Annotated in this window: 17 protein-coding genes and 1 pseudogene; 3 read left to right on the forward strand and 15 right to left on the reverse strand. The window is 64.4% G+C overall.

Annotated features, from left to right (window positions below):
- Positions 1-437 precede the first annotated feature (437 nt).
- The 4 genes from LRP66_RS17820 to LRP66_RS17835 all read right to left on the reverse strand — a co-directional run bounded on the left by LRP66_RS17820 (position 438) and on the right by LRP66_RS17835 (position 2,365).
- Entirely contained in the window at positions 438-1,259 is an 822-nt protein-coding gene (locus LRP66_RS17820; RefSeq protein ID WP_230483943.1) for a hypothetical protein, read from the reverse strand.
- The gene (locus LRP66_RS17825; protein WP_230483944.1) at positions 1,260-1,436 is read right to left on the reverse strand and encodes a hypothetical protein; all 177 of its coding nucleotides are present in this window, start codon (positions 1,434-1,436) and stop codon (positions 1,260-1,262) included. It lies immediately after the preceding gene.
- Between the two features lie 73 nt (positions 1,437-1,509).
- Positions 1,510-1,962, reverse strand: a complete 453-nt coding sequence (locus tag LRP66_RS17830) for an ImmA/IrrE family metallo-endopeptidase (RefSeq protein ID WP_230483945.1) — start codon at positions 1,960-1,962, stop codon at positions 1,510-1,512.
- Between the two features lie 73 nt (positions 1,963-2,035).
- On the reverse strand, positions 2,036-2,365 hold the full coding sequence (locus LRP66_RS17835) for a helix-turn-helix domain-containing protein (protein ID WP_230483946.1): 330 nt from the start codon (positions 2,363-2,365) through the stop codon (positions 2,036-2,038).
- A gap of 287 nt (positions 2,366-2,652) precedes the next feature.
- On the opposite strand from LRP66_RS17835, the gene LRP66_RS17840 reads away from it, so the two are divergent.
- Genes LRP66_RS17840 through LRP66_RS17850 form a run of 3 tightly spaced genes read left to right on the forward strand, consistent with a single transcriptional unit; the run spans position 2,653 to position 4,801 of the window.
- On the forward strand, positions 2,653-2,841 hold the full coding sequence (locus LRP66_RS17840) for a hypothetical protein (RefSeq protein WP_230483947.1): 189 nt from the start codon (positions 2,653-2,655) through the stop codon (positions 2,839-2,841).
- A 1-nt stretch (position 2,842) separates the two neighbouring features.
- The gene (locus LRP66_RS17845) at positions 2,843-4,294 is read left to right on the forward strand and encodes an SIR2 family protein (protein WP_230483948.1); all 1,452 of its coding nucleotides are present in this window, start codon (positions 2,843-2,845) and stop codon (positions 4,292-4,294) included.
- A gap of 27 nt (positions 4,295-4,321) precedes the next feature.
- Complete coding sequence (locus LRP66_RS17850; protein WP_230483949.1) at positions 4,322-4,801, forward strand: TIR domain-containing protein; 480 nt, start codon at positions 4,322-4,324, stop codon at positions 4,799-4,801.
- Positions 4,802-4,864: 63 nt separating this feature from the next.
- Here LRP66_RS17850 and LRP66_RS17855 read toward each other — a convergent pair whose 3' ends face one another.
- The 11 genes and pseudogenes from LRP66_RS17855 to LRP66_RS17905 form a co-directional block, all read right to left on the reverse strand.
- Positions 4,865-6,256 (reverse strand): exonuclease domain-containing protein, encoded by a 1,392-nt coding sequence (locus LRP66_RS17855; protein WP_230483950.1) that lies wholly within the window; start codon positions 6,254-6,256, stop codon positions 4,865-4,867.
- Positions 6,257-6,799: 543 nt separating this feature from the next.
- Positions 6,800-7,288, reverse strand: a complete 489-nt coding sequence (locus tag LRP66_RS17860) for a hypothetical protein (RefSeq protein WP_230483951.1) — start codon at positions 7,286-7,288, stop codon at positions 6,800-6,802.
- A gap of 35 nt (positions 7,289-7,323) precedes the next feature.
- On the reverse strand, positions 7,324-7,677 hold the full coding sequence (locus LRP66_RS17865; RefSeq protein WP_230483952.1) for a hypothetical protein: 354 nt from the start codon (positions 7,675-7,677) through the stop codon (positions 7,324-7,326).
- Positions 7,674-8,231 (reverse strand): hypothetical protein, encoded by a 558-nt coding sequence (locus LRP66_RS17870; RefSeq protein WP_230483953.1) that lies wholly within the window; start codon positions 8,229-8,231, stop codon positions 7,674-7,676. The genes LRP66_RS17865 and LRP66_RS17870 overlap by 4 nt, the downstream gene beginning before the upstream one ends.
- A 56-nt stretch (positions 8,232-8,287) precedes the next feature.
- Positions 8,288-8,941 (reverse strand): hypothetical protein, encoded by a 654-nt coding sequence (locus LRP66_RS17875; RefSeq protein WP_230483954.1) that lies wholly within the window; start codon positions 8,939-8,941, stop codon positions 8,288-8,290.
- Complete coding sequence (locus LRP66_RS17880) at positions 8,941-9,462, reverse strand: hypothetical protein (protein WP_230483955.1); 522 nt, start codon at positions 9,460-9,462, stop codon at positions 8,941-8,943. Before LRP66_RS17880 ends, LRP66_RS17875 begins: the two co-directional genes overlap by 1 nt.
- Positions 9,463-9,572: 110 nt before the next feature.
- Positions 9,573-12,242: a hypothetical protein gene (locus tag LRP66_RS17885; RefSeq protein ID WP_230483956.1), complete on the reverse strand. Its 2,670-nt coding sequence runs from the start codon at positions 12,240-12,242 to the stop codon at positions 9,573-9,575.
- Between the two features lie 248 nt (positions 12,243-12,490).
- Positions 12,491-12,967 carry a hypothetical protein gene (locus LRP66_RS17890; protein ID WP_230483957.1) on the reverse strand — a complete coding sequence of 159 codons (477 nt, stop codon included), beginning with the start codon at positions 12,965-12,967 and terminating at the stop codon, positions 12,491-12,493.
- A gap of 8 nt (positions 12,968-12,975) precedes the next feature.
- Positions 12,976-13,647 (reverse strand): hypothetical protein, encoded by a 672-nt coding sequence (locus LRP66_RS17895; protein ID WP_230483958.1) that lies wholly within the window; start codon positions 13,645-13,647, stop codon positions 12,976-12,978.
- A gap of 86 nt (positions 13,648-13,733) precedes the next feature.
- On the reverse strand, positions 13,734-14,399 hold the full coding sequence (locus LRP66_RS17900) for a hypothetical protein (RefSeq protein ID WP_230483959.1): 666 nt from the start codon (positions 14,397-14,399) through the stop codon (positions 13,734-13,736).
- 16 nt (positions 14,400-14,415) lie between these two features.
- Positions 14,416-15,705: pseudogene (locus LRP66_RS17905) on the reverse strand (S8 family serine peptidase); the annotation flags it as partial.

Raw genomic sequence — 15,705 nt, forward strand, 5'->3', positions numbered from 1 at the left:
GTCGGGGGAAAATACGGTCAGGGGGTTCGCTTGGCGATCCTGAACCGCGAGCTTCATAAAGTCGATTGGTCGTTTCTCGATTGGGCCGCATTGGTTCAGGCAAGCGCCGACATAGACTGGACTAAGCGGTTTGAATGAATTTCTGTCACCTGAGCCGCTGTCAAGCTGACAGCTGTCGACCAGCTCAAGACATTCAGCGTCGTTGATGTGAGCGGCGGCTCTTGCTGAAACCCGCCATTCGGGTCACGCAACTCAGCCGGTCGGCTTTGCGCCGCAGTTTCAGACATCCCGGATCATCCGGCCAACGATCGAAAGCGGTCGTTCGCGGTTGAAACGAGCCAACTTTCCAATACGCTCGGTCAATAGGTTGCGTAGGGACAGAACCTTAGGCGCCACTGTAAGCGCAGGCGTGGTTGTCTCGGCCGATGGTTTGAGGACTATACCTCCGTGGCGGGCGGGGAGTCCGTGACAGTCTCGGCATCTGCGAAGGCCGGGGTGTCGGGGACAGGCTCGGCGTTCGCACTGGGCTCGGCATCCGGAACTTCGAACACTTCGAGCGCGATATTGGCGAAGTTCGCAGCGGACAGTTGCAGGAGCGGAATCGTCTGATGCGGTGAATCGATCCGCTCGACCCGGTCATCCTTGATCTTCACCACGAACCGGTCGCAGCTGCTGAGGACGATCATCGCAATGGCGCGATTATCGTCGAGCGCGATATTCTCGACGATCCCCTCATAGGCGACCGTGGCGCCCTCATGCTCGAGAGTCGTCACCACATAAGCGATGATGAAGCTGTTGGCGGGGCGTGCGACATCGACCCAGCGCTTGAGCCAGCCAAAGGTCGCAGTCTCGCGCATTTCACGTACCCAGTTCCAGCCGCTCGCCCAATAAGCGAGGCCGCCGACGAAGATCGCCGGTAGCAGCAGCGCCACGAACCACGCCAGGAACGCCGCATCGGTCGGCGTCCCGGCCGATTTTCCACCCGACAGGATGACGCGGTAGACATTGGGATCGAAGGACAGGCCGAGGCAGCAGCCAAGCGTGTGACACAATGCCGCTTGCAGCAGGAATAGCGACGACATCACAATATGTCCGACGAGCGCACCGAACACGATGACCAGCAGGCTGAAGGTCGATCCCGGTTTCTCGGGTGCTTGGGAGATAAGCTCCGAGCGTTCGCCCGCCCGCAGGCCCGCCCACACGCCCAGTCCCGGCGCAAGCAGCAGCAGCGCCAGAAACAGGGTGTAGCTGAAGCTCACTCAGGCCTTCTTGGCGCCCGGCTCGGCAGCAGAAGGCAGGACTTGGCCATTTGCACTGCTGCGAACCACAAACTTGCCGTCCTTGAAGTCAGACGACGCCTTGGCCGCCTTCCAGCTGCCGAACCGGTTATGGACCGAATTTGCGGTCCTGATCGAACTGGCGGTGTTCACGCGCATGCGGGCCTCCTGGAAGATAGATAGTCGCGCAGCGCGTGCGTCACAACCGGCGATCGTGCGGCACGCTTCGCCTTCACTCGTCGAGCGCCGACAATCTGAACTGGAGCGCAGCGACGCTGACCTTGATCTGCTTGGCGCATTTGGCGAGTTGGTCCTCGTCGTCGAGGTCGAGCGTGCCTGCCAGCGCGACGATCTGATCGCGCGGCATCAGCAATTCCGAACCGAAGACATTGGCCTGAATCTCGAAATCGTCGGTGCCGGTGGCGGACAGCACGTCACGGCGCATGACCATCTTATCGACATGAATCCCCTCCCGCAGCTTCTCGGCATGCAGGACATGGTGGCCGATCTCATGTGCGATCGTGAAGCGCTGGCGGTTGGCATGGTGGAAGGAATTGACCGCGACGACCTTGGCATCGCCTTTGACGAACGCCATGCCGGAGAGATCGCCCTCGAGCGGCTCGTAGCGCACGCTGATCCCCATCTTCTTGGCCAGCTTGTCGACAGGCACCGGCAGCGTCAGCATACCGTGTTCCTTCAATATGTCCCGAGCCCGGGACCTGATGATCCGCTTGTCCAGATACGCCACGTCCACCCCCTCAGCTGACCGCTCGGTATATCTCGCCGATCTGATCCAGCTGCTTGTCGCTCACCCCTTCCGAGGGGCCGAACACTCGGATCTCGTTGTCGACCATCGCGTCGGTCAAACCGCTCGACGGTAGCAGCGACGCCAAGCCGTCGAGCTTGAGCACCCGCGCGAAGGTCAGCGCGACATGCAGTGGCAAACGCTGTCCGCCGCGTTCAATGCTCGCAAGTCGCGGCCGCGACATGCCCATCGTCGCAGCGAGCGCTTCCTGCGTCAGGCCGGTGCTTTTGCGCCGCGCCGCGATGCGCCGGCCCACCTCTACATAGAACTGATCCGGGTTCATGGCGCCGTAGTGACGATCTCAAGCAGTGCTGTCAAGAATCCTGACATGTCAGGAAAACAAACAAAAAAGATCAAAAACTTGCCATTTGCGAAATCTAGCCGCATACGAGGGTCAGGCGAGTCGTTCGCCGACGTTGATGAGGTGATGCATGTATCCCAACCGACCCGACCGCCCCAGCTATCCGATGCCGCCGCGCCCGAGCGAATTGCCCCGGCCTGCACCCGGCGACTTTCCGCCGCAGCGCCCGAACCGCTTCGACCCGCTCCACCATCGCTAAGGACAAGAGAATGGCTACCAACACCGGGAATGGTTTCCGCCGCGGCGCCGTAACGGGCCGCACCCAGTTCCAGCGCCCCGACGGCAACTGGCAGAAGCGCGATGAGCGCAACGGCCAGCTGATGGGCGTCAAGGACGACGGCAAGCCCTTCAAGGGTGTCGCGCGCGAGCCCGATGGCCGCGACACGCCGAACGCCTGACATGACCGCCGTCACCGACAAGCCGGTCGCGCGCTTCATCGAGCGCTATCTCGCGGAGATCGAGGCGGGCAACGCCGCCCTCTTCGCGGGGGCCGGCTTGTCGGCCCCCGCCGGGTTCGTCGACTGGCGCGAATTGCTGCGCGATATCGCCGACGAACTCGACTTGCGCATCGACTGGGAGCATGACCTGATCGCGGTCGCCCAGTTTCACCTCAACAAGACCAAGAACCGCCACCGGCTCAACCAGGCGATCATCGATGCCCTGTCATCGACTCCGGCGCCGACTGCCAATCATCGCCGTCTTGCCCGTCTACCGATCCGGACCTGGTGGACGACCAATTATGACGGGCTGATCGAACGCGCGCTGGAAGATGCGGGCAAGATCGTCGATGTGAAGTCAGCAGTGTCGCAGCTGGCCAATACTCGGCGGGGGCGCGATGCCGTCCTTTACAAGATGCATGGCGATGTGTCGCGGCCCGACGAAGCCGTCGTCACGCGCAACGACTATGAGCGCTACGCGCTCGATCGCGGTCCGTTCGTCAGCGCGCTGACTGGTGATCTTCTGTCAAAGACCTTCCTATTCGTCGGGTTCAGCTTCACCGACCCCAATCTCGAACAGGTGCTGGCCCGGCTGCGGCTCCATGTCGGAGTCAATCAGCGCGAGCATTTCGCGTTCCTGCGCCGGCGTACTCGCCTGGCCAATGAGAGCGACGACGAATTCGCTCACAATCTCGCCCGCCACCGGTTGATGGTCGACGATCTCCAGCGCTTCAACGTCCAGGTCATCCTCGTCGATGAATATGCCGATGTCGAACTGATTCTCGCCGAGATCGAACGGCGTCACCGCCGCCAGACTGCCTTTGTCTCCGCTAGCGCCGATGATTTCGAACCATGGGGCCGGCCAGCAGTGGAGAATTTCATGCGCCGCCTCGGCCACGCGATCGTGGCAAAGGACGCGCGGCTGCTGACCGGCCTTGGCCTCGGCGTCGGCAACGCCTTGTTCACCGGCGCCGTCGAACGCGTGCTGGAAGGCGGGCGTGGCCGGATCGAGGACACGCTGATCCTTCGTCCCTTTCCGCAGCATATCGACGACCAGGCGCGGCGCGAACGCGTGTGGGAAGACTATCGCCAGCGCATCATCCCCGATGCCGGGGTCGCGCTTTTCCTGTTCGGCAACAAACGTGCTGGCGACGAGATCGTGCTGGCCAACGGCATGGTCCGGGAATGGGAAATCGCGTTGCAGCATGGCCTGACCCTGGTTCCCATCGGGGCGACGGGATCGACCGCGCGGGACCTTGCGGCGCAAGCGCTGGCGGATCCCGACCGGCTGCTGGCCGGCCTTGACCAGGGTCAGCGCGACATCGTGGCGCGGTTGGCCGAGCCCGTCGCCGACCTAGCAGAACTTATCGAACCGATCGCACGCCTCATCGCCGACCTGCGCGGCGGCCGTTGAACCCTATTGATATCAGGAGATTGCACGATGGCGCATAAATGTTTTCTCAGCTTCCACTACAAGCCCGACAATTGGCGGGTCCAGAAGGTCAAGCAAATGGGCGCGATCGAGGGCCAGGCGCTGCTCGACTCGAATGGTTGGGAATCGGTCAAGCGCGGCGGCGATGCGGCGATCCAGAAGTGGATCGACGACAATATGAAGGGCCGCGATTGCCTCGTCGTGCTGGTCGGCGAGAAGACCGCCGGCCGCCGTTGGGTCAATTATGAGATCAAAAAGGCTTGGGGCAAGGGCATGGGCGTCCTCGCCATCCATATCCATAATCTCGAGGATCGCGATGGCAATCAGGCCAAGAAGGGCGGCGACCCGTTCACCGGTCTGACCGTCGATGGCAAGGCGGTGACCGGCAAGGTCTATGATCCGCCCTATTCGATCAGCAAGAATGTCTACAACCACATCTCCGAGAATATCGAAGACTGGGTGAAGGCGGCGGTCAAGGCGCGTGGCTGAAGCCTGCCGCCCGGGTTAGTCGATGCCCGGGTCAGCCTCCGTCTGGGGCAACCGCCGGCCGCATCAGCCGCCGGCGGCGATCCGCGCCTGGAGATAGGTCTGATAGGCGTCGAGCATCGCCATCTGCTCCTCGTCGCAGCCGGCCCGCGTCTCGCCAATCGCCGCCAGCGCGGCGAACAGCGTATTCCATTTCGCCGTGCCGGTCATGTCCATCAGGCGGCCGCGATCATGGGTGCGGTAGAAGTCGCGCAGCTCAGCGGTCAGATATTCGGGGTGGCGCTCGTGAATCAGGCGGTAGCCATGATAGCGAAGCCGGTCATCCTCGAACGCATCCACGATCGCGACCCGGTTCTCCCACGGCAGGAGATGAAACATGTCCATCCGCGCCCGGTCGCCGTCCGGGATGAAACCGGCATAGATTTGTTCCTCGACATGCGGCGAAGGCTCGATCTCGTCGCGGCGGGCGACCACCGCTGCGATCAGGCGTTCGCGCAGTGCCGCGTCCTGCTCCAGCCTATCCGCCGCCGCAGCGATCGCCGCTTCGTCGAGTGCGCCAAGAAAGGCTTGTGGGACCTCGTCGACCGGGGCGATCGACGGCGCGGCGTTGGTGCGAATCTTGCGCACCGGCTTCGGGCTCTTGCCGACCCAGACCGCCAGTTGCGCATCGCTCATCGCTGCAACCCAGTCGAGATCGTGCCGCAGATCTAGGCAGAGCAGCGCTGCGGGGTTATCCGGGTCGGCGCCGAGCGGAGCGATGACGAAGTGATAGGGGCGGTTGAAATAGAATTCGGTCAGCACGAAGGCGCTCTCGCTCTCGACGAATGCATTGACCCCGGCCTTTGAGGAGAAGCGGACGAACCGACTCCAGCATTCAGGCTCGCGCTCGCGGATGCACTTAGCCATATGGATGGTCGCCTCGACGTCGGCGAGCGCGTCATGCGCATGGTCATGGGCAAAGCCATTAGCCGGGGCGAGCTGGTCGAGCTTGAAGACGGCATTGCCCTTGGGACCGGTTGGCACGACCAGGCAATCGGGCGCGAACTGCGACGCTGCTTGGACCAGCGTCATCGCATCGGCCCGGCAATTGCCGTTGGTGTTGGTCAGATACGGGGCATGCAGCGTCCGGAACAGCGCTTGGCGCAGCAGATGCTCGTCGAAGTTCAAAGAATTATAACCGACGAATATCGCCGGCGACCATTCCGCCATCTTGGCCTGGATCGCCCGGAGCATCTCGTAATGACAGGGCAGGCTCGGATCGGTCACGCGGGCGATGTTCATGCCAGTAACCTTGAGCGCCGCCGGATGCGGGATGACGTGCGGCAGCAGCCGGCACCGCACCTCGAATCGCTCGATCTCGTTAAGATCGGCATCGGTCCGGATCGCTGCGAATTGCAGGATCTGGTCAAAGTCGGTCGAAATGCCTGTCGTTTCGGTATCGTAGAAAACGAACGCCAATTGCCATCCCCCAGTCACAAGCCTGCGGATATTTCCGGATCAGGCTACCAATGATTCGAGCCGCCGCGTGAAATTGTCGGGAACGGCGTCAAACAGCGTTTCCTCACTACAGAACTCAGAAACCTCGGTTTTTTGAGGCTGGCGCCGTGCGCCAGAAAGTTGGCTCCCTGATTAGGCTTCGAGCCTACGGCCCGTTGTATTTACAGTCGAGCGCTCGATTTGTGAACGACGGCTTTTGCTGATCTTGTGCCAAAAGCTGACAGACAGCAGCCTGCCCAGTTTCAGTCGTATCGCGACGCCGCACGAACAGGCGCCGAACGTCGGCTTCCGTCAAGAGCTGACGCTCAACCTGCGGCATCGGAACGACGGGTTTGTCCTAATCATCGCCGTACAGAATGGTTACATCATACCAGGATATGATACCTTTCGATAACGACTTTCGAGGCCGTTATTCGGAAAAGCACGCAGCCCGTGATGGCAAGGCCGAGGCAGTTGAGCTGGGTTGAAGAGGTTGCCGCCTTTTGCACGGCAACCTCTCAACTATTAGCACCACGTCTGCAGATTGACTTGGTTCCCTAAATCGGCGCCATCGCGAACGAGCACTTCCAGCTTAGCAGTCGCGCGGTCGCATCCGGCCGCCAGCGATGCCGGTCGACCCCGGACTTGCACGATCTCGCCCGGCAGTACCTTGAAGTGGGACTGAGCCCCGTCTTGCGGCACGATCACCGCGCGAGCCTTGCCCGGGATGAGCAACAGGCGACATTCCGTCGAAACGTAGCAGATGGTGTCGCGCGGCAGCATGACGGTGATCCCGGTCATGACGGGGACGTCGTCTTCGCCGACGGCGAATTCAAGATAGATGAGATCGACCTGTGCCTCGACTGCTGTGCGACCGAACGCAATTCGCTGGTGGGGATCAAGCGGATCACCGGCCATGATCATCAGGCCGGGGTTCATGATCTTGTTGCCGAGCAGGAGCTTGGAAACGGCAGCGACATGGGCGCGGACATGGGCGGTCTGGTCGGGGTTCATGGTCTGTCTTCCTTGTTTCATCCCCACCACGGGGATCACATCGACTTGCCCATCCCCCTCATCTTCTTTCCTCCACCGTGATCACGCCGTCGATCGGCCCGCACGGCGGGCGGTTCAACCGGGACTGAGCACCCCAATCCCATGTGAAGCTGCACCGCGATCCGCCGCAGGACAGCACGGTCGAGCGCGTGCGCTCCATCAGTCACGCGCACCGGCCTGACCCGCTCGATGGCCGCGGGGCAGATGACGGCGGCGACCGCCGTCACACCTCGCGTACCCGGCCCCGCCGCCGCGTGCTGCCAGCGCTGGCCAGCCAGCACGAGCAGCGGGAAGACGATGACGAGCCCCCAGCACGCCTGCCGCAGCAGGCGAGGCATCGGCACCGTCACGACCGATTGTCCCCGCCCGCGGGGCCGGACGCCGTGCCGCGCTCGCCGTGGACCAGCATGCGGATGGCCCGGACTAAGCCATCGGCGCGTTCGTGCGCCGTTCGCCACGGCACCTCTTCGACACGAAGATGGCGCGCCGTCAGCCGGAACCCCGAAGCGGCCGTGCCATCCCGCTTGTCCGGTGTCGGCACGAGCCACAGGCCAGCGTCGACATCGACCCAGAGCGTCAGCATCCAGTGCCAGGTGACCCGCCCGCTGTGCCACAGGCCTAGGGCGAAGCCCGGCATCGGGTCCTCTGCCGGCGTCCTGATGATCAGCGCATCCGACCGCGTCGCGACCAGGGCGCTGTCCATCGCGGCGATGGAAGTTGCGAGATTGCCGACCGTTGTCGTGACCAGCAGGTGGTTCGCCTCGCTATACAGGCAGCCGGCGAGCGGCAGGCCGAGGTCGGCCGGCATGTCGGTCAGTCGCCACTCAGCCGCCTGCGCCAGTGTACGCACGACGTGCGAGTTCAGCGCCTGGCCGATCCGCGGCCAGGGTTCGTTATCGTTCATGATGCTTCCTGATGATGGTGTTGGTTCGCCGCCGACTTTCGCCAGCATGCTCAGGGCTACCGCCAGTTGGCCTGAAACTGGCGAAAGGCGTTGCCGACCAAGGCATGGGCCTTGTCGGTGGCGAGCGGTGTCACCCATTCGCCAAAGCCGAGCGGCGTCAGCCGCCTGGGTCCGGCAAGAAGGGCATGAACATGCGGCGGGCTGGCGCTGCCGGCCCGGTGGGGGGCATGCTGGACCAGCAACGCGGCAACCTCGAACGGGTCGACGATCAACCGGCGGGTGAAGTCGCGGACCAGTTCATACTGCTCATGCAGTCGCGCCGTCGGGAAGGTGAAGGTCAGATAGGCGAGCAGCGCCTTGGCCTTGACCGGCAGGTCCGCGTCGACCGTCTCCATCAGGATCCGCGGATCGGACAGCCGGTCATCGGCCCCCGGCGGCAGCAACACCTCAGCCCGCGCGGCGGTCAGCGTCCATGCCGACGTGTCAGGTGGTGCACCGACGGTCAGTTTGGCGGCGGCAAAGGCCGTCGCGCTGTTCAGGTGACCGCGAAAGCTGGGGCGCAGGCAGCCATACATGACACGGGTCGCATCGCGATCGGTATCATCGCCAATCAGCACCAGCCAGCTATGCGGGTTCGCCGGATCCGGCAGACAGCCCGGGTTGACCTCGACGCTGGGCGTTGCCGCTGCTCGCTTGGCCTTGGCGGACATCAGAACGCACCTTGCGGATACAGGCGTTCCGCCACGTCGGACGCGGCGCGGTAGATGCCGTCGGCACGGTCGGCGAGCGTTGCATAGGGCGGCACCAGATAGAGTTCGAGGCCATGCGCCTCCAGCCGGATCGCACCGCCGAACCCGAACGGCACCAGCCACAGGCCGCCATCATCATGGCGGTAAAGCGCCAGGTCTTCCAGCTTGAAGGGCGTGAGCCCGCCGCCCGCCAGCACGACATCGATCGATACCGGCAGCAGGTCACCGCCGGTCAGGCAGCAGCGCACCAACATGACATCGATCGACTGATCCGCAGCGAGCCGTTCGATCTTGCTGCGGAACATCGGCGCGGCGACACAGGTTAACGACAGGATCACCGACTGCGCATCGAACATCAGGGTATCGGCGGGCATACCTCCGCCCGATACCAGCGCGGGCACCTCGGGCTTGCCGAAGCCGGTGGCGAGATAGTGTAGAAGCACGTGCGGCAGCGAGTGCACGGGGTTGGTCAGGGATTGCATGGCAGTTCCGAAGCTTAAGGGCCGCGAACCGAGCGGTCCGGGCAAGCGCCTCAGATCTTTTTCATCGATCTTCAGGGCTCAAAAGCCCAGCTTCCCCCTTACTGCGGCGTCTATCTTTCTTGTCCTTTCTTACTCGTCTGGATTGTTACGCCAGCGGCGGGGCCTCTGCCGCCGCTATCCCGTTTTCCATCCGATATGCCGGCTTGAGGCGGGGCCACTTGCCGGTCGCCAGCGGCGGCAACCGCCTGGCCGAGCAAGCCGCTCGACTTGCCTCTCGACGCAGGATCGGCGGGCGATGGCTCCGGAACGTCTATGGGCGACGTGGCGGCAAGCTCATCGGGGCCAGCAGGCGATGCAACTGTCGCCTTCCGTCGGCGCTTGGCCTGGATTGTCGGCAGCGCCTGCAGCAGCTCGACATCATGAAGGCTGTCGATATCTGCCAGCGTGCGTGAACGTCCGCCGTCGGCACCACGGTTTGCGACGGTAAGCGCGTGGCCGAACCCCTCGCCGCTTAGGACCGCCCTGCCGCTATCGTCCTGCTTCATCAGATCTTGGGCCACAGCTGCCGATGCCGCCATGACCTTGCGCCGCTGGCGTTCTTCCAACAGCAACTTCTGGAATTTAGGATCGTCGCCGAACAGGCGAAACAGCCGGTGGACCGCGGGTGGGACGGTCTTGGCGATGGCGTATCCGCCTGGCACGAAACGCAAGTGTATGGGGCTTCGGCGATGCTCAATCAGCCATAGGTGCAGGCGCTCTTCGACCTGCGGTCGATAGGCCGGCGGTACTGGCTTCAACGGTTTCAGTTTGGCGTGATCTGCTGGGACGTATCGCAACCGTTCACGCCCATCGCTGGTGAGGGTGAGAACCTCGGCCTGGGCTTGCTCGATCTTAGCATCGCTATCCTCCAGCGGCGCTGCGAGTGCCTGTTGTGTAGTGGCGTTCACGATAGCGTCGATCTCGCCCAGCCATGTGCGGGCCTCATCCTGCACGGCCAGACTGGCAGTGCCGACACGCAGCACGGTTTCGGCGCGTGAGCGCACCATCCGCTCGACGATGGCGACCAGCCCCGCCTGACACCGCCGCGTCACGGCAGCGTTTGCCAGTTCCTGCCAGTGTGCAGTCGCCTTCAGGGAAGCGGCGGAAGCCTTGAACCCATTCTCGTTCCGGTCAAGATCGGCCTGCTCCAGAAGCCGCCGCATCTCATCATTGAACCGGATATGGGCGTTTCGGGTACCGGCAGCTGTGACCTCGCCCCTGGCCTCGCTGGCGGTGACGGCGGAGCCGAGATGCTCCATCGGCGTCAGCCGGATCTTGGCGTCCTTAAACGTCCCCGTGGCGTAGACGGGGCTGCCCGCCCGGCCATCCACGACCTTGTTGACGATGTCGACATAGCGTTTGCGCAACGCTTTGACGTAGCGTTGACCAGCCACAAAATGGGAAACGGCCTTTTCGCCGTCCTTCGGCACGTCCCGGGTCGACTCCGCAATCTTGTTCTGGCGATAGGGGTAGCAGAGCTTGCCGTTCCGCTTGCGCTCGGAATATTCGAAGTCCCAGCAGCCGTCGCCTTCGAAGGGCTTGCGGGGGTTGCGCTCGTCATTGATCTCCTTCGCCGTCAGCCAGCGTGCAGGCCGATCATAGCAATCGATGTGGAAGTGGAAGTTATCGGGGTCGTTCGTCGCATCAGGGCGATGGATCGCGGCGACATACATCCAGCCTTCCGCAGCCAGATGCTCGCAAAAACGTTCGAGCGCCAGGCGCCGTTCGGCCGGCTTAAGTCCGCGTGGCAGCTCGCCGACGAAGCGGGTCTGGGTGCGCCCGCATGGTCCCGCCTTCCAGTTCGGCCGTGCAGCCTTGGGCAGGTTTTTCTGGTCATCACACCATACCAGCCGGTTATAGGCTTCTTCCAGATTGACCTTGGCGATGTCGACGATGGTATCGACAAGGGCGTTGCCTTTGGCCTTCGCCTCCGTCTCCTGGGCGAGCCTTTTCCGCTGCAGCGTCACCGCGGCCTTGCGCACCCATCCCGGTGCATCGTATCGGGTGGCCAGCAGCATCCAGTCATCGGCATATTGCGTCGAAACCTGCAGCGTCCCGCCCTTCGCCTGCCGCTCGCAACGCTCGGCCGCCTCGAACAGGCTGCGTTCCCGCTCGCGCCCGCCGGGGATGTTGCTGATGATGGCGAGGTGGTTCTGCAACCGGCGATCTTCGTCCATGTCGAGCATGTCGATCAGCAGCGCGGTGTCATTCTTCTCCACGGCGGTGGTACGGGTGATATAGTCGAGATGGGTTTCGAAGTCGGCGACACCGCCGCGCGTCACATAATCGTGATGGGCAGCCGCGATGCCGCTTCGGTCGGGATAGCGCGGGTGGGTACGGCCATCCTTCGCGCGCGGGACGACGGTGCGACTGATCCGCATCATGTCGAAATGCGGGATCCGCACAGGGCCGGTCTGGCGCGGCGTCACGGAAAGCGGGCTGGCCCGCGAAAAGTCGACCGCAGTCGTCCGCCCACCATTGCCGCCCGCAGCTGCGATACGTCGGCGCGTTCCCGTGGCTTCGCGCGAGGGCGATAGCGTATGCGCGCCGGCGTCGGATGTTACCCGCACGCGACCAGGTGAGACAGCTAGCCCAGGCTCGATTTCCCGCTTGCCGAAGCCGCCGCGTCGCAAGCTCGCGCCGATCGCCTCGCGATCCTCACGCGCCAAGCGCCGCAGCAGCGCCTGTAGCTGATGCGCATATTGCGGATAGGCAGTTTGTGGGTCGGCACCGCTGGTCATGGCGTACAGTGTCTCGTGGCGCTGCCCCATTCTCAAGGGGGCGCCCCCTGCCCTCGAACAAAAATGCCTTCCGGAGCCGAAGGTGGAGGACATGGGGGATGTCTCCGAACCGACGGTCGGTCAGCCCCGCAAAAAGGTGGTCACCACCTTTTTGCGCTGTTGCGCCTTAAATCTTGCCCGGGCTTCTTCTGTTTCCTCCTATCTGATCCGAAAGGCATCCGAAGCTCGCCGATCCTCATTGGCTGGGGTCAGGATCCGCAGGTCAGGCGCCCCCTCGCGATCCATCGGCGGTCACCGTTGCGAACCTCGATGTCGGCCGCCCCCTCGTTCACCTCGGTGCCCCGCCATGTCGATCGACCGACGGGCGTCACCGTCACGGTGATGCTGTCGCCGACCCAGCGATGATGGGTGAACGGGAAAAGGTCGCCAGCGCCGGCCGCAGGCCGAAGATGCACGATGCCGCTGGCCAGACGGATCACGGCACGGTCGTCGGCCGCGGCGAAGCGCATGCGCCTGTCCTTCGCCAGCGACCACGAGCAGCCGGTCCCGACTGCGCCCGCCTTCATGACCATCGGCATCGACAGCGGCCGCAGCGGTGCTACGGACGCAGTGGCCCCGACGCCGTTTCGCGGGACGCCTACTGACATGTTCGCGAGCGTTGGCGCGGCGGCCATCAGCGACAACGCGACTACAGGCGCGAGAAGCGATACCACGGCCGTGATCATGCCCGACCTCAAAAAGCGCCGCGCGCCGCAGCCGGTGCTTCGCGCGCGGCGGCCGCCTTCACCGCAGCCTCATCGGCAAGACGCGCGCTGCTTCCCCGGGTGCCGAATATCTTGAGGGACCAGGCGTCGGACCTGACGGTGATGCGCGGATTGGCCTCCATTGTCAGATCGCCGCCGCATCGGCTCTTGCACCACGATCCGTTCGACGGGACGCCCTCAGTTGGCCGCCCGTACTTGGCCTCGACCTGCGCAAGGAGAGTCGCCGGATCGACGCGGTTGGTCGACACCGTCAGGTCGATCCGGTCGACGATCTCCCCCGTCGGCGTCTGCGCCATGAACAGGCGGAGATGCTCACCAGCAGGACCCTGGCAGGTCAGATCACCAACGGCCGTGCCATCCGGGCCGAAGCCGTCCGGGATGCCTTTGCGCTTGCGGATCTCTCGCTCGACGAGTTGCCGGAACGAGGCCGACTGGTAGGTCGAGCAACGGTAGGTCCCCGCCAGCGCTGCCTGTACCGCGGCCAGCGGCATCCCGAGGCGGACGCCGGCGACGTCCATCGCCAACGGTTTAGCGGAAGACGCGGGTTGTGCGGCCAATCGCGCCTTCTGCGCCACGGCGGGAGCGGTGGCGAGCGACAACGCCATCACGGCACCGATGGCAGCAGCATTGGTCATTCTCATCATGGTGTTCCTTGACGACCCGGCGCTCGGCGATCGGGTCATGGTGTAGGCCGAAATGGATGGGATGGTGATGGTCACGTCGATCGTCAGCGCGGCATTGGATGCCAGCCGTCGCTCTGCAATTCGAACGGCACCGTCCTCTCCTGCGGCTCGGCCAAGCGCGCTTGTTCCGCCGGCGGCATGACCGGGATCGGCTCGACGCCGTGATAGGTGTAGGTGACCTGGCTGACCCGATGACCAGCGATGTCGGTCGGCTCGGTCCAGCGTACCACGTCGACCACCTCGCCTTTTGCGAGGCAGAAGGACGGCACGGCAACCGTCGCGCTCGTCGCCTTGCGCTTGACCATATGAAGGTATGGCGCACCCTTCTCGGTCGGTGCGTACGAGATCAACGGCTGGCGCACGAACGGATTGTTCGAACCACTCCACCGCGCGGGCTTCTCGAACGTCGCGCGCGTGACGAGCCCGACGCCGGCCAGACCGTCCAGCATCGCGACCGCTTTCCCATCGGAGCCTGGCCCCGCCATCGTCGGCTTCGGCGAGGTGACGATCGAGAACCCCGAGCCGCCAGGCTCGCCTTCGACCTCGTACCGCATCACGTCGATCGGATGGCAGAAGACATCGCGGACGACGGGTTCGAGCGCCGTGGCGAAGGCCTCCTTGCTCGGGGCCTTGGAATTGCCACACCCGCTCAAGCCCGTGGCGGCGGCGAAGAGCAGGACAGCGGCGGACATGGACGTGGATCTGGACATGGATTTTCCCTGCGGTTCAGCGGACGACGAGGTTGAAGAAAGCGGCGACGTCGGAGGCACCGCGGACATGGCCGGCATCGAAGGCGCGGGCGACGCCGATCCGCAGCGTCGAGGTGGGCGCGAGCTCAGTCGACCAGCCGAGTTCCAGGTCGAGCTCCCGCGCGGCCGGCGACAGATCGAAGGTCGGGCGTTCTTCGGCGAGCACACCCGACATCAGGTCGTACGCGACCGGCACCAGCAGCGACGCCCGTGCCCGCTCGACGCGCAACGGCGACGACAGCCCGAGCGTCGCCAACCCGCCGAACAGCGAATGCGCGCCCTCGATCGCGAAGGCGGTGCTGACGATGCCGCCATCGAAACGGACGCCTGCGACCGCGTCGGCGGCCCTGCTGCTGCCGACCGTGGCGCGACCGGACAACTGCACGCCCGCGACGTTCCGGCGCACCGTCGTGGTCGCCAGCACGGTCCGGGCACCGGCCGCACCGGCCCCCGCATCGTCCCGCAGCCCCAGTACCTGACCCCGTTCGACGAGCTCCGACACCTCCAGGCCGACACCGAACGGGGTGGAGATCGCGACGGTGCGTAGACCGGACTCACGGCTCCGCGACCCGCGTCGGAACGACGAGGGCATCGCGGCGATGGAGGAACCCAATGCGAACGAAGCCGACCAGCCGCCGATGGACCATTCGGACGACATGCCGATCGGCTGCCCGATGGCGCCGCGCAGATACGAACCGGCGAGCGAGGAGCTGCGACCCGGACCCACGGCGACGTTCGCGCCCAGTGTGACCGTCTGACCAGCCGCTGGCGAGAAGGCCACGATCGCCGGTCGGCCGGACGCGGCGGCCTGCCATGGCCCTGTCGTCGACGACGTCACGATGCCCAGGCTCACGTCTGACCATGACGAGGACCGAAGGGGATAGGGAGATGCGGCGAGCCCTCCCGCGAGCAGGCCGGAGGACCGCGCACGGATGCCGCTGGGCACCGTCATCAGGTAGTCCCGGCCGTAGCGGTCGAACACGGTCATCGTCGACGTGCGCGAACCGAGGTCGGCCGCACCTGCCGCACCCCCGAACGGCGCGGACACAACCAGCGACGAATAGCGGGCGAGCACCGTGCTTGCCGCCGCGAACGACGTCGCTGGCGCCTGCGCCTGCATCGCCTTCTCGACGTTCAGCAGACCGACGCCGTAGACCTGATCGACCCCGGGCGCGCCGAGATCGGTCGCGGTGTCGAGCATGATGCGGCTAATCTCTTGGCCGCCGAGCTGCGGCCAGTACTGCTTCAGCAGGGCCGCGGCCCCCGC

Source organism: Sphingomonas sp. Leaf21, assembly GCF_916858675.1.
Taxonomy (GTDB): Bacteria; Pseudomonadota; Alphaproteobacteria; order Sphingomonadales; family Sphingomonadaceae; genus Sphingomonas.

Coding starts and splice junctions, on each gene's coding strand:
- LRP66_RS17825 (WP_230483944.1), bottom strand. CDS start 1,436: ATGCGCGTGAACACCGCCAGTTCGATCAGGACCGCAAATTCGGTCCAT.
- LRP66_RS17830 (WP_230483945.1), bottom strand. CDS start 1,962: ATGCTGACGCTGCCGGTGCCTGTCGACAAGCTGGCCAAGAAGATGGGG.
- LRP66_RS17835 (WP_230483946.1), bottom strand. CDS start 2,365: ATGAACCCGGATCAGTTCTATGTAGAGGTGGGCCGGCGCATCGCGGCG.
- LRP66_RS17840 (WP_230483947.1), top strand. CDS start 2,653: ATGGCTACCAACACCGGGAATGGTTTCCGCCGCGGCGCCGTAACGGGC.
- LRP66_RS17845 (WP_230483948.1), top strand. CDS start 2,843: ATGACCGCCGTCACCGACAAGCCGGTCGCGCGCTTCATCGAGCGCTAT.
- LRP66_RS17850 (WP_230483949.1), top strand. CDS start 4,322: ATGGCGCATAAATGTTTTCTCAGCTTCCACTACAAGCCCGACAATTGG.
- LRP66_RS17860 (WP_230483951.1), bottom strand. CDS start 7,288: ATGAACCCCGACCAGACCGCCCATGTCCGCGCCCATGTCGCTGCCGTT.
- LRP66_RS17870 (WP_230483953.1), bottom strand. CDS start 8,231: ATGAACGATAACGAACCCTGGCCGCGGATCGGCCAGGCGCTGAACTCG.
- LRP66_RS17875 (WP_230483954.1), bottom strand. CDS start 8,941: ATGTCCGCCAAGGCCAAGCGAGCAGCGGCAACGCCCAGCGTCGAGGTC.
- LRP66_RS17880 (WP_230483955.1), bottom strand. CDS start 9,462: ATGCAATCCCTGACCAACCCCGTGCACTCGCTGCCGCACGTGCTTCTA.
- LRP66_RS17885 (WP_230483956.1), bottom strand. CDS start 12,242: ATGACCAGCGGTGCCGACCCACAAACTGCCTATCCGCAATATGCGCAT.
- LRP66_RS17890 (WP_230483957.1), bottom strand. CDS start 12,967: ATGATCACGGCCGTGGTATCGCTTCTCGCGCCTGTAGTCGCGTTGTCG.
- LRP66_RS17895 (WP_230483958.1), bottom strand. CDS start 13,647: ATGAGAATGACCAATGCTGCTGCCATCGGTGCCGTGATGGCGTTGTCG.
- LRP66_RS17900 (WP_230483959.1), bottom strand. CDS start 14,399: ATGTCCAGATCCACGTCCATGTCCGCCGCTGTCCTGCTCTTCGCCGCC.